Here is a 13,644-nt window from a genome sequence, read left to right as displayed (position 1 = left end):
TAAGTAATATTGGTTAATCGAACATTAATGGTCTTGCTACTTTTGAATAAGTTCCACCATCTACACGTAAAGAATGCCCACTAATATAAGAGGCTTCATCACTTACCAAAAACAAACATGCATGAGCAATATCATCAGCAGTTGCTATTCTTCCTAAAGGTTGATAGTCAAGCGTTTGCTTCCATGCCTCTTCAGGATCAGGTAAATTGTTCATCGTCTCATACAACATAGGTGTATCAACTGTACTTGGTAATACTGCATTAACACGAATATTATCCTTACCACAATCAAGTGACATCTGACGTGTTAAAGCTGTCATACCACCCTTTGAAGCTGCATAGGCAGCAAAGCGAGTGATCGTTTTATCGGCGTGCCAAGAAGCAACGTTAACAATCGCCCCACGTTCTCTTAATCTCATTTCGGGAACTGCATATTTTGAACATAAAAATGCGCCGGTTAAATTAACGCCAAGGACCTTTTGCCATTCATCTAATGATGTCTCTTCTGCAGATTTTCTAATCGATACTGCAGCATTGTTAACTAAAACATCTATTCTACCGAATGCACTTAATGTTCTATTCATTAGATTAATGACACTTTCTTCATTAGAAACATCTGTTTTAACAAAAATTGCATCAATTCCTTCTGCCATCAAACCTTCAAGTGCGGCATTTCCGGTATCTTCGTTAACGTCAGCAATAACAATCTTTGAACCTTCTTTACCAAACATTTGAGCTATTGCTTCACCAATTCCACGGCTACCCCCGGTGATTATTGACACTTTATCTTCTAGTCGCATTAATCTCACCCCATCATTAGTTTATTATAAAACTTCGAGTTCCTTTATGGTATTTACGATAACAGACATCGCTTCGTTTAGTTGATCATCAGTTATAACGAGTGGTGGTAGGAGACGGATAACATCCCCATCCGCGGCTCTCATAAATAAAACACCCTTTTTAAAACATTTATTTACTACATCACTGACAAAGCTACGATGAGATGCTTTAGATTGTTTATCTAATACAATTTCAATTCCAATCATAGCTCCTAAATGACGAATTTCACCAATATGTTTTGATTCGAAAGAAAGTTTGTCTTTAATAAATCGTCCGATTTCATTTGCACGCTCTAGTAAGTTTTCATTTTCTATCAACTTAATAACTTCTAATGCTGCAACACATCCTAAAGTATTTCCACTAAGTGTACCCCCAAGTTCTTTTACCTCGGGGAAATTAACGATTTCATTTTTGCCTGTAATGGCACTTAGTGGAATACCTGCAGCAATCGACTTCGACATTACTGTCAGATCAGCTGTACAGTTAAAATGCTCCATAGCAAACATTTTACCCGTACGACCGAATCCTGTTTGTATTTCATCTGCGATTAATACAATACCATATTGATCACAGATAGCTCTAATTTCTTGTATAAATTGTTTTGAAGGAATGATAACTCCGCCATCACCTTGAACAGGTTCTAAAATAATTGCAGCTACTTCTTCTGGAGAAACCGAGACTTGAAACAATCGTTTAAGTTCATCAACTAACTGCTCATCTGTACGCTCATCTTTAAAGTAATATGGGTAGGGCGCATGATGGACATCTGATGCTAGGGGACCAAATCCCTTTTTAATTGAATTAACTTTCCCAGTTAAAGTCATTGCTAACATTGTACGGCCATGAAATGAACGATCGAAAGATATTATTCCTTTGCGACCTGTATACCGGCGAGCAATTTTCACGGCATTTTCAATTGCTTCTGCTCCACTATTAAAGAAAACAGACCTTTTTTGAAAATTACCCGGAACAATTTGATTTAGTTTTTTAGCTAAATCAATATATGGTTTATGCATCGTTACATTGAAAATAGGATTTATAAATAAATCGAGTTGTTTTTTTAATGCATCAACTACAGGTTTTGGAGAATGACCGACATTTAAACTAGAAATTCCCGCTGCTAAGTCAATATAAGAATTTCCATCGATATCAGTCAGAACTGCCCCTACACCTTTTTCTACTGCAATAGGGTAAGCTGTAGAGATTCCTCTTGCTACAGATTCTTCTTTTTCTTTTAATAAGTCAGTCGACTTTGGGCCAGGTATTGCTGTTTTTATATTTATCGATTTCATTATAATCTCCTTTACTATTAAATCGTTTGATCATGATTTGCAGATAAAATACACGGATCTGTTAATACTTCAATTAAAGCAGGCTTATTAGATGCTAAAGCTCTCTTTAATGCCGGAACAAATTCATCTGTATTGGTAACTCTTTCCCCAAAACCACCAAACGATTCAGCAATTTCTTTATAGTTAGGATTAGATAATTGAGTACCAACCATTCTATCAGGAAATTTACGCTCTTGGTGTGTACGAATTGTCCCGAAAATATTATTATTAATGACAATGGAAACGATTGGAATATTGTATCTAACAGCTGTTTCAAAGTCTTGCATTGTCATCATGTATCCACCGTCACCTGATAACGATACGACAACTTTTTCAGGATGCGCAATTTTAGCTCCAATTGCAGCTGGCATTCCATATCCCATAGCACCCGAAGTTGGTCCATAATATTTACCACCTTCATCATAACGGTAATAACGTGATAACCATGAGAAGAAGTTACCTGCATCACTCGTAATAATCGCATCTTTCGGTAATTGTTCAGATAAATGATGAACTAGACTGTTCATATCAACATAATTTTCTTTTTTAATCAATTTTGGTGTAGAAAAGTCAACGTAATTATTACGAATTTTTTCTTTATTAATCTTTCTTTTTTCGTCTTTATTTTCTGAAACTACCTTTACTATTTCTTCAAGGAAACGTTTTACGTCCGAGACTATCGGTAATGTCGGTGTATAAACTTTACCTAATGTTTCTTCAGAAGCATCGACATGAATGAGTTTTGAATTTTCATTTAGTAATGTATAATCAGATGTCGTCATTTGTGAAAATCTAGTTCCTAAAGCAATAACTAAATCACTATCTTTAATATATTTTAATAAGTCTGGGCGTGCGCCAATTCCTAATGATCCCACATAGTTATCATGGGAGTTTGGAAAGGAATGGAAACGTCTAAAAGCTGAAGCAACGGGTGCTTGAGTTAACTCTGATAACTTAACTAGCATTTCAGTTGCATCAGACAATACGATTCCACCACCGGCAATTATAATTGGACGTTCCGCTTCTTGAATTAATTTAGCAGCTTCATTAACTGCCAAATTATCAGGGGAGATTGTACTCGATTTAAATTTTTGATGTGTGATTTTTGTGACAATGTCATCGAGCATATCTTCTGGCAATGAAACAAGTACTGGCCCTGGACGACCAGAACGAGCAATATGGAAAGCGCGGTGCAGTAACTCAGGAACACGATCTGCGTGGTTAATTTCTACTGTCCATTTGCATAGATGGCTGAAAAAACCAACGAAGTCAACTTCTTGGAATGCTTCACGATCTCTAAACTCACGTTCAACTTGACCAATTAATGCTACAAGTGGAGTTGAATCTTGGTGTGCTGTATGAATACCAATCGATAAATTCGTTGCACCAGGTCCTCTTGTTGCCATACACACTCCAACCTTACCTGAAGCCTTTGCATATCCTTCAGCCATAAAAGAAGCTCCACCTTCTTGTCGGGTAGAAATATATTCAATGTTTTGGTGCTCATAAATTGCATCAAGTACGTTTAAATAACTTTCACCTGGCACACCAAAGATCTTAGTTACGCCTTCTTTCTCCAATACATCAACTATTAACTGACCGCCTGTTAGATTCACTGTATTTACATCTTCATCTTCTAATACATCAACTGCTATCTGTCTGTCTGTTAATTTCATTTTATTCACCCTTTATATTTTAATAGACTGCTGTTTCAATTACTAATTCATTTGTTTTAAATCGCTCTACTGAAAGTGAAGATATATCCATTGTTTCGAACTTTCCTAAACGAATCAGTTCAGATAACGCTTTTCCAGCGGCTGGTGCATGTTGGAATCCGTGACCACTAAATCCTGATACAATAAAGTATCCACCCAAGTCTGGATGGCCACCTATTATTGCATTCTGGTCAATATAGTTATAATCATATAAACCAGTCCACCCATTTTCTAATTTAAGTTGTTCGAAATGAGATGAACGTGTAGCTAAAACAGGCCAAATTTCTTCTTCAAAAAAACTCTTTTCAAGGTTAAAGTCGTAGCCATAAGGAACATCATTTGCCCAGCCAACGACTACTTTTGATCTTTCACTTCTGAAATGTAGACCGGTCGGATCAAATGTAAATGGTATTTCATGTTGGAATTTCAGTTGGGTATCAATTGAAAATAATTGACGTCTTAATGGTTTTACGGGAATTTCGAGTCCGATTTTTGCACTTAAATCACCAGACCAGGGGCCTGCTGCATTAACAACAATTGGTGCGAAATACTTATCACCATTAGTAGTTTGAATACCAATTGCTTTATTACGCTCCGTTAAAATTGTATCAACCTCTTCGTATATAAAAGAAACACCGTATTCTCTTATTTTCCTGATATACGCTTGTAATACAGAATACGGGTCTGCATTTCCGGCTTCTGGGTCAAATACAGACCCTACCAAATCTTCAACATTTAATTCAGGGAAAAAAGATTGTGTTTCCCTTTGATTCATAAACTTTGTTTTAACACCTAATGTTTCTTGTGTTTTTAAAATATCTTCAAAGATTGGCATTGATTTTTTATCAAGTAAATATAAGTAACCGTTTTCATTGAAGTTGATTTGTGCATTCTCACCATCGAATGCCATCTCCTCTTCAAATTTCTTATATACTTGGTAACTATATTGACTCATTCGAATGTTAACTTCTGTACTAAAAGTTTGACGAATTCCACCTTCACTTCTAGGTGTAGAGGAATATTCGTATTTATTATCCTTTTCGAATAGTGCGATTTTCCCGGTATAACCGTCTTTGTACAAATTGTAGGCTAAACTGGATGCCATAATTCCTGCGCCAACGATAATCAAATCGTAGTTATTTGACATTGATATCTCTCCTAAATATTTAGAATTTATTTTCCTGTTTAATTGGACACCTCTACAAATACATAAATTGCTTATAGAGTTTCGCACATTAATTGTATTCTAAATAGATCGATAGATTCCATTACCATTTTTTACGAAAATTCAGTCTATTGATTTGGTTTTATAGTGCACCTTGTACAAAAAATGCTTAATATGTATTTGTTTTAATTGTTTTGTCATATATAATAGAACAGAGTGTTGTAATAAGTGAGTAAAAGAGGTAATATATCCCAAATTCTAAAGTTAACAACACCATCTTTCGTGCACTTATTGTTTTATTCATATTTTAAATGGGATTGAGGCCTTCGTGTAATGATAGATAGACACATAAATGATGATTTAGATTTGCACCTGTGCTTTATCTAATAATATAAATTAATTTAAAACTATCAGAAATGGAAACTATTAATTGTTCCTTATATTTTGTATAAAGCCACTAAAACAACAGTGCTACCTTTATTTAAATATTTACCTTTTTCGCTGTCGATTTGTTTAACTAGTAACTAAAGTTTAGTCACAGCTTATGTGAAGCCAATAATAATAGGATCACTATAGAAATCATAAGATAGGTGGAATATTACAATGTTAGAACAAATTGCACAGAAAATATCAGAAGATACAACTAAAATAATTGGCTTCCCAGTAACTATTTCTGATAAAAATGGATATTTAATAGGAGTAAATGATAATAGTCGTATTGGGATTTTCGACTCTCTTTTAGCGGAAGTTATTAAAACAAAGAAATTAACATTCTTTGATGAGGAGGCTGTCAAAGATTATCCGGATATTTTCCCTGGGGTAGCGGGTCCGATTATTGTAAATGGACAAGTTTTAGGGGCGGTCGGAATAATTGGGAAAACTGGCCAAGACATTGAAACAACAAACTACATTCGACTTGTTAAAAATCATATTGAAATGATTTGTCATGAAACTTTGATGAAAGAAATGAAATCATTACAATCAAATGCAGTGGATACTCTCATTCACTACATATTGAACTATGAAAGTTCACGAAATAACATCGAACAAATTACACGCTACGGCAATATGATGGGATTTAACGTGCATAAAGAAAGAATCTGTATTATTATTCAAATTAGCCGAGAAAATAACGACGATAATACGGAACCATCACTACAAATTTACGATCAACTGTACGAAACAATAAATGAAGTCTTTAATGTAAATCATCATGATATTACGGGTCGACTTACATTTGAACAGTTTTGTATATTAAAAGTTGTCGGTGAAGATACCGAAAAACTATTTAATGATATTGAACGATACGCACAGCAGCTTAATGATACTTTGTTAAATCGATATAATGTGTCAGCAAAAATTGCTATAGGAAATCCAAGTAGTGGTATTGAAGGAATACAAAAATCATATAACAATGCGCTTATAGCTATGGAGTCAAATGAAAAAACAAATCCAAAACATTTCTTATTTAATTATAACGATTTCTCAAGCAAGCTAAATATTATTATTAATTCCCTCCCTAAAAAAAAGTTTGAGAGTATTTCTTCTACATTAGATACATTTATCAATCACAGTAATTTTAAAGTATTATCGGAAACTTTTCTTATTTATTGTGAAAGTAAATTTAACTTCAGTGACGCTGCCCGTAGTTTGCATCTTCATCGAAATTCATTGATCTATAGAATGAATCAAATAAAAATGATTACAAATATTGATATTAATAACTTTAATCATTGTATTATTTTATATATATATATAAAAAAGCATCTTATTGAGGTGCACCCCGAAAGTAGAGTGAAAATCTAACATTCGGGGTGTTTTTTATGGCTAAATATAGCGTGGAATTTTAGATGATAATTGCTCAAGAATATTTTGATGGGGAATTGGATACGACTTGTTAGCTAGAAAATATAAAGGGAAAGCTAACACACAAATATTGATTTGAGTAAACGTCTATAAGAAATACTGTTTAGAAGGATTGGCTAGAAAGAAAACTAAAAAGGTTTGTTTTCTTCAATTTAAGCTAGATATACTAAGCTTTATGAAAAGACAGTCTGTATTTGAAGATAACGACAGAAGTTATAGCTATCGTAGAATTCAATAAGCACTGAGAAATAAAGGAATTATAGCAATCCATAAGAAAGTAGAACGACTCATATTACGGAATGTAAATGTTCTGATGAGGTGAACTATATCTCAGTCCCAAAGCGCACGTACGAAGAACTAAACGAGATTTCGAATTACATATTGAGTATTCTAATAACGAACGAATCAAATAGAAATTGGCTGGCATGAGTTGGGAACAATACCGTCTTCACACCAGCGAATTAGCTGCACAATTTAAAACTCTAAATTTTAGGGATCATCACATATTAACGCTTCTAATTGAGGACCACGTATAAAGTGCACAAATTTATACGTGAATTCGAAACAAAGATTGTATATATTGTGAATAGCTATCAATAAGAAAAAGAATTAAACTGAAGCTGTAAACGTAAATGACTAAATAGCGTGAATTTAGAAAGCGTTTTCAAAAAATCTGATTTGGGGGGATTTTATGAAAAGAAGATTACTTTTACTGCTCGTAGCAATGGCATTGTTAGTACTAACGGCTTGTGGTGGCGAAGACGAGAAAGAAAAAGTTGCTGTTAACAAAGAAAATGATGACGAAGAATATGTATTAAGATTAGTACATTCACACCCACAGGCTTCAATGCACCATAAATATGTTGAATGGTTTGATGAGGAAGTTCAAAAACGTAGTAATGGACGTTTGAAAATTGAAACCTATTCAGATGGTCAGCTAATGCCGAGTGATCAGGAAATTCCGGCCATGCTTCAAGGGCAAGCTGATATGGTTCACTCAAGTTCAGCAATTGCCGGCAGTTTCGATCCAATTTGGCACTTCTTCGATTTACCATTTCTATTTAACTATGACCCGAATGATAACGACGTATATTTAGACAACAAGAAAGCTTTTATTGATAGTGAAAATGGTGGAAGAAAAATTGCTGGACTTATGGAATCCAAAGGGGTTAAAGTACTTTCAATGAGCTCCACTGATATGTACGGTACTATTTGGACCGGAGATGAAAAGAGAGTAATCACCAGCCCCGAAAGTGCTAAAGGTTTAAAAATTAGAGTCCCAGGAGGCCCAATAGCTTCAGAGACTTTAAAATTGGTAGGGGCAAGCGGAACATCAATTCCAGGACCTGAATTACCAACAGCATTACAACAAGGCGTAGTAGATGGCATGGTTATTGTTCCATTATATGTATACGACAGTAAATTACCAATTAAAACCCAATCGCTTTATCCGTTAATTAGTTATGTTATGCCAGTAATGATTTCGATGGATAAGTTCAATTCATTACCAGAAGATCTACAAGAAATTTTAGTTGAAACAGGCAGAGACTTAGAAGAGTATGCAGATAAGTTAGTAAGAGAAAAAGGCAAAGATGTCTTCGAAAAGCTTGAAAGTGATTATGGCGTGAAAACCTACTATCCAACAGATGAAGAAATTGAAGATTGGAAAGAGGCAACAAAGGGCATGTACGATAGTTACGCAAAAACTGAACCGCGAGCGGCAGAATTTATTGAAGAAGCAGAAAGAATTAAAGAAGAAATGAAATAGATAATTATCATACAATAAAATAACTTTGAACTAAGAATTAGCTTGAAGAAGAGGGTAGATTGGGATTCCCAATCTACCCTATCTACGTATTTTTTCGATATGATATTGTTTTTTGTATTTCCTGTATCTAGCGAAAGTAGTCAAGGAAGGTTTTACATTTGATGGGTTTCGCTAGATACAGGACATTGCACGAATGAATGTCACTTTGAAAGGAACGTAACTTATTCGTATCCAACAGTTTGATTGATATTAAAAAAATGGTACGGATTTTTTATTTATTTAAGTAATATAATTTATTCTTTACGTTTACTTTCTATCATGTATATGTATAGCGAATTACACTGATCTGGATGAATGTAAATAAAATAAGCATAGTAGAGGATAAAAGAGGAGTTAGAAATATGGAAAAAATAAACGTGTTAGATAAAATAACTGATAATTTAGATAAATTATTGGAATACTTCGCTATTGCAATGTTGGGAATTAGTGTTTTATTAGCTTTCTCAAATGTGATAATGCGATATGCATTTGGAATTTCACACGAAATTTTAGCAGAAATTTCGATTTATACGATTGTTTATGGCGTGTTTTTCTATATGGGACCATTAATTAGACAAAATGAACATATTAAAATGAGTGCATTACATGAAATACTTAGTGAAGAAGTTTTGGTTTATATTGATTTACTAATTAATATAGTCCTTGCTCTAACATTTGCTTTTTTAATCTATGGTGGATATAACTGGTCATTTTCTTTACTAGGGATGAATATAAAAACTTTATCCGGTGGAATGTTATTATTCGTCCCAGCGCTAGCGATTTTAATTGGAATGATTATTGGATTACTTTATTCAATACTAGAAATAATAAAAGGTATTAAAACGATAAGCGACAGATAGAAGGTAGGGGTTACGTATGATTATATTAATTGGTCTAGTTATATTTTTAGCTTTTTTAATTATAGGAGCTCCGATATGGCTTAGTTTAAGTATAAGTGGGGGAACAATACTCTTTGGTTTTTTAGGTCTACCTATTGAAACTGTTGTGTCGCAATATTTAATTGCAACTGACAGTTGGATTTTATTGGCTATTCCGTATTTTTTATTGGCAGGTAATTTAATGACTGATTTAGGAATGGCAAAAAGAATGTTGAAATTCATTACAAACTTAGTTGGTCATTTACCCGGTGGAATGCCATCTGCCGCAGTATTGTCCTGTGTGATTTTCGGAGCGCTATCTGGCTCATCTGCCGCAACGGTTGTAGCTGTTGGGGCAATGGTTGTTCCACAGATGCTCAAACTTGGTTATTCAAAAGAACAAAGTATGGGGATCGTTGCAACTTCTGGTACTTTAGGACAAATGATCCCGCCTAGTGTTTATATGATTGTTTATGCATCAATGACTCAACAAGATGTCGGAATGATGTTTATGGCGGGAATAATACCTGGACTATTTATTGCAACCGTATTGATTATTACTGCTGTTATTTTGACATATAAAGTAAAACCAATGTCACAAGTTAGACCAAGTAAGAAAGAAATTATCAAATCATTCCTCTATGGATTACCTTCATTATTAATGCCGATTATCATACTGGGCGGTATTTATTTAGGTATATTCACACCAACTGAAGCAGCAGCAATTGCGGTTGTCTACGTACTTCTAATTAGTTACATTTTTAATCGTAAGGATTTTAAAAAGAAAAATATTATTAAAAGTTTTATTGCTTCAATCAAAACAACGACTGTCATTTACTTATTATTATGTGGAGCAGTTTTGTTTTCAACAGCATTAATGTATATACAAGTTCCGGCTCAAATCACTCAATTTGTATCTGAGTTAAGCGTCCCGAGTTGGCTTATTTTACTAGCAATTTTAGGGCTATATATCATATTCGGTATGTTTTTGGACGCATTACCAATCTTATATATTACTATTCCAATTGTTTTCCCTACAATTCTTGCATTAGGTTATGATCCGGTGCATTTTGGTGTAATTACAGTAGCATGTATGATGATTTCACAAGTAACGCCACCTGTTGGTATTAGTTTGTTCGTATTAAGTGGTCACTTTAAAGTAAAGGTAACTACAGTCATAAGGGGATCTGTTCCTTATTTAATTGCGCTAGTTTTAGCTACAATTGTACTTATATACGTACCCTGGTTCAGTACTGTACTAACAAAATAACTTTTTTGCTGGAGGAATGCCTATGTTAATTATTAGTGAAGAAGATGTACTAAAAAATTATAGTATGAAGCAGTGTATAGAGGATGTTGAAAGAGCGTTTGCACTTTCGAAAAGATCTGAAATTGTAATACCTTTTAGAACGCTTATGCATCAAGGTGAGGATGGCGCACATACATTATACATGCCTTCATTTGTCCCAGAAATTAATTATTCTGCTGTGAAAATTGCGAGTATATTTCCTGGTAATGAAGAATATAACATTCCTAGGATCCAAAGTACTATTGTGTTATCAGAATCAAAAACTGGTCAACACGTAGCAAATATTGCTGCATCAGCTTTAACGATGTTAAGAACAGGTGCAATAAGTGGAGTCGCAACGAAACATATGGCAAGAGAAGATGCGAGAACTCTATCGGTTATCGGCTGTGGTGTTCAATCTTTTGGTCAAATACTTGCAATTATGGAGGTTCGAGACATTGAAAAAATTTATCTTTATAACCGAACAAAAAACAAAGCATTTGATTTAAAAGAAAAGGTTACCAAGCAATACCCTAATTGGAATGGTGAAATACTAATTGTCGATTCTGCAAACGATGCTGTAAGTAAAGCAGATATAATAGTTTCAAGCACATCGGCAAATACACCGGTTTTTTCAGGGGAATATGTAAATGCAGGAACTCATATCAATGCAATTGGTTCATGTGAACCAACTAAACAAGAATATGATGTTGAAACATTAAAAAAAGCGAATAAAGTTATCGTTGATACTTTAGAAGGAGCTAAAGGAGAAGCAGGTGGATTGGTTATCCCCAATGAAAAGGGAGAATGGTCGATCGAAAATATTTATAGTGAACTTGCAGATATTGTTGTAGGTGAAAAAGTAGGTCGTGAAAACAAAGAAGAAATTACTTTACTTGATTCGGTTGGAGTAGGCTTTTTAGATACAGTCTGTGCAGCATCAATATATGAAAGTTTTTAAAAAGTAAGATGAAAGCTATTCGGAATTCAACAAATGTAATCCTTTAATATGATGATGAACCAAATTATCAACAAACTAGAAATCGAGCACCAATCGATTTAAAAAGACTAAAACAAAATGGGAATTCAATTTTGTAAACGATCGATTATGAAATTGACTTATATAAGTAAGTCATGAACTAAGGAATATATGAAGGGGGATTACTACTATGTATATTAATGGACAATGGATTGAAACTGAAGATAAATTACGCATGTCTAGTCCCGCAACTGGGGAATTTACTTATGAGGTAACTAATGGAACAGAAGAACATGTCCAGCAAGCGATTGATGCGGCGGATGAAGCATTTAAGACATGGTCGAAAATCTCCGCAAAAGAAAGAGCAAATTATTTGATAGCTGTCTATAGAAAAATGGAGGAAAAGAAAGAGTTTTTAGCAGAAGTTATTACCAAAGAAATGGGGAAGCCGATCAAGGATGCTAGAGGTGAAGTTCAATCTTCAATTGAATATTTTAGATGGTTTGCCGAAGAAGCTCGTCGAATATATGGTGAAACAATACCTTCCGATTCACATGATAAAAGAATTTTAGTTATTAAACAACCGATTGGCGTTGTTGGAGCAATCACTCCATGGAATTTTCCGTTATCTATGGGTGCACGTAAGGCAGCACCTGCAATTGCGGCAGGATGCACACTTGTTATTAAGCCTTCAAGTAAATCACCACAATCGACAATAGAACTGGCAAAAATATTTGAAGAAGTTGGCTTGCCTAAAGGTGTATTTAATGTCGTAATGGCAAATTCATCTAAATTCACTGAAGTATTAATGGATAGTAAAAAAGTAAAAAAGATTACGTTTACTGGATCTACAGGTGTAGGAAAATTACTTATGGAAAAATCGGCGAAAACAGTAAAACGAATTTCGATGGAACTTGGCGGTCACGCACCTTTTATTGTATTTGATGATGCCAATATCGAACAGGCTACCGAAGACTTATTATCAACTAAATTCAGATGTTCTGGTCAAATGTGTACTTCAACCAATCGAATTTACGTTCAAGATACAATTGCGGAAAAGTTTACAGAGTTAATTATAAATAAAGTTAGAAATTTAAAAGTAGGAAATGGTCTCAAAGAAGAAACGAATGTTGGGCCTTTAATTGATCAAAATGCAGTAACTTTAGTTAAAAAACAAATAGAAGATGCTGTAAATAAAGGAGCCCATAAATTCGAAAATAAAATGGAGCTATCTGAAGCTGAAAAAGATAATGGAAACTTTGTTAATCCTACAATATTAACAAATGTTACACCTCAAATGAATATATATACTGAAGAATCATTTGGTCCTGTTGCTCCAATTATTGTCTTTAATTCTGAAGAAGAACTTTTGAATATGGTTAATCACGATAGCTATGGCTTAGCTTCATATTTATACACTGATAATATGTCTCGAATCATTCGCGTATCTGAAGCATTAGAGTATGGGATGGTAGGTGTAAATGATCCACTTCCATTTGTCGTACAAAGTCCTTTTGGAGGCGTTAAAGAGAGTGGAGTCGGCAAAGAAGGCGGACACCAAGGACTAGAGGCTTATCTTGAAGAAAAGTTAGTTGCTATAAAGTATAACCTATAAGTAATAAAATAAATTGCATTTATGAACTGTCCTCTTAATAGGTAAGTCAGTTTCATAATTGCTTTTTTATAGTGCGAAAAAAGACAGCATTTACAAATTATATTTCAAAATATCAATGATGCGGTTAGATTTGTTTAAACGAACATCTCTTCCGAATACTT

Annotated in this window: 10 protein-coding genes; 6 read left to right on the top strand and 4 right to left on the bottom strand. The window is 34.1% G+C overall.

Annotation, left to right across the window (positions count from 1 at the left end):
- Nucleotides 1-13: 13 nt before the first annotated feature.
- From SporoP8_RS01765 to SporoP8_RS01750, 4 genes are read right to left on the bottom strand one after another with little or no spacing between them, the layout of a single operon-like run.
- Nucleotides 14-799: an SDR family NAD(P)-dependent oxidoreductase gene (locus SporoP8_RS01765; RefSeq protein WP_085130931.1), complete on the bottom strand. Its 786-nt coding sequence runs from the start codon at nucleotides 797-799 to the stop codon at nucleotides 14-16.
- A 24-nt stretch (nucleotides 800-823) separates the two neighbouring features.
- On the bottom strand, nucleotides 824-2,131 hold the full coding sequence (locus SporoP8_RS01760) for an aspartate aminotransferase family protein (RefSeq protein ID WP_085130930.1): 1,308 nt from the start codon (nucleotides 2,129-2,131) through the stop codon (nucleotides 824-826).
- A 17-nt stretch (nucleotides 2,132-2,148) separates the two neighbouring features.
- On the bottom strand, nucleotides 2,149-3,846 hold the full coding sequence (locus SporoP8_RS01755; RefSeq protein WP_085130929.1) for a thiamine pyrophosphate-dependent enzyme: 1,698 nt from the start codon (nucleotides 3,844-3,846) through the stop codon (nucleotides 2,149-2,151).
- A 19-nt stretch (nucleotides 3,847-3,865) separates the two neighbouring features.
- Nucleotides 3,866-5,032, bottom strand: a complete 1,167-nt coding sequence (locus SporoP8_RS01750) for an NAD(P)/FAD-dependent oxidoreductase (protein ID WP_085130928.1) — start codon at nucleotides 5,030-5,032, stop codon at nucleotides 3,866-3,868.
- A 621-nt stretch (nucleotides 5,033-5,653) separates the two neighbouring features.
- Between SporoP8_RS01750 and SporoP8_RS01745 the strand changes: the two genes are divergently transcribed.
- The 6 genes from SporoP8_RS01745 (at nucleotide 5,654) to SporoP8_RS01720 (ending at nucleotide 13,483) form a co-directional block, all read left to right on the top strand.
- Complete coding sequence (locus SporoP8_RS01745) at nucleotides 5,654-6,856, top strand: sugar diacid recognition domain-containing protein (protein WP_085130927.1); 1,203 nt, start codon at nucleotides 5,654-5,656, stop codon at nucleotides 6,854-6,856.
- Between the two features lie 751 nt (nucleotides 6,857-7,607).
- Nucleotides 7,608-8,684, top strand: coding sequence for a TRAP transporter substrate-binding protein (locus SporoP8_RS01740; protein ID WP_085130926.1), 1,077 nt, complete (start codon nucleotides 7,608-7,610; stop codon nucleotides 8,682-8,684).
- Between the two features lie 401 nt (nucleotides 8,685-9,085).
- Entirely contained in the window at nucleotides 9,086-9,583 is a 498-nt protein-coding gene (locus SporoP8_RS01735; RefSeq protein ID WP_158232340.1) for a TRAP transporter small permease, read from the top strand.
- A 16-nt stretch (nucleotides 9,584-9,599) separates the two neighbouring features.
- The gene (locus SporoP8_RS01730) at nucleotides 9,600-10,871 is read left to right on the top strand and encodes a TRAP transporter large permease (protein WP_085130924.1); all 1,272 of its coding nucleotides are present in this window, start codon (nucleotides 9,600-9,602) and stop codon (nucleotides 10,869-10,871) included.
- 22 nt (nucleotides 10,872-10,893) lie between these two features.
- A complete protein-coding gene (locus SporoP8_RS01725; RefSeq protein WP_085130923.1) occupies nucleotides 10,894-11,850 on the top strand; it encodes an ornithine cyclodeaminase family protein in 957 nt (318 codons plus the stop codon).
- A 208-nt stretch (nucleotides 11,851-12,058) separates the two neighbouring features.
- On the top strand, nucleotides 12,059-13,483 hold the full coding sequence (locus tag SporoP8_RS01720) for an NAD-dependent succinate-semialdehyde dehydrogenase (protein WP_085130922.1): 1,425 nt from the start codon (nucleotides 12,059-12,061) through the stop codon (nucleotides 13,481-13,483).
- The last annotated feature ends 161 nt before the right edge of the window (nucleotides 13,484-13,644 follow it).

Source organism: Sporosarcina ureae (genome assembly GCF_002101375.1).
Taxonomy (GTDB): Bacteria; Bacillota; Bacilli; order Bacillales_A; family Planococcaceae; genus Sporosarcina; species Sporosarcina ureae_B.
This window is presented reverse-complemented; position numbering and strand designations above follow the sequence as displayed.

Coding starts and splice junctions, on each gene's coding strand:
- SporoP8_RS01765 (WP_085130931.1), bottom strand. CDS start 799: ATGCGACTAGAAGATAAAGTGTCAATAATCACCGGGGGTAGCCGTGGA.
- SporoP8_RS01760 (WP_085130930.1), bottom strand. CDS start 2,131: ATGAAATCGATAAATATAAAAACAGCAATACCTGGCCCAAAGTCGACT.
- SporoP8_RS01755 (WP_085130929.1), bottom strand. CDS start 3,846: ATGAAATTAACAGACAGACAGATAGCAGTTGATGTATTAGAAGATGAA.
- SporoP8_RS01750 (WP_085130928.1), bottom strand. CDS start 5,032: ATGTCAAATAACTACGATTTGATTATCGTTGGCGCAGGAATTATGGCA.
- SporoP8_RS01745 (WP_085130927.1), top strand. CDS start 5,654: ATGTTAGAACAAATTGCACAGAAAATATCAGAAGATACAACTAAAATA.
- SporoP8_RS01740 (WP_085130926.1), top strand. CDS start 7,608: ATGAAAAGAAGATTACTTTTACTGCTCGTAGCAATGGCATTGTTAGTA.
- SporoP8_RS01735 (WP_158232340.1), top strand. CDS start 9,086: ATGGAAAAAATAAACGTGTTAGATAAAATAACTGATAATTTAGATAAA.
- SporoP8_RS01730 (WP_085130924.1), top strand. CDS start 9,600: ATGATTATATTAATTGGTCTAGTTATATTTTTAGCTTTTTTAATTATA.
- SporoP8_RS01725 (WP_085130923.1), top strand. CDS start 10,894: ATGTTAATTATTAGTGAAGAAGATGTACTAAAAAATTATAGTATGAAG.
- SporoP8_RS01720 (WP_085130922.1), top strand. CDS start 12,059: ATGTATATTAATGGACAATGGATTGAAACTGAAGATAAATTACGCATG.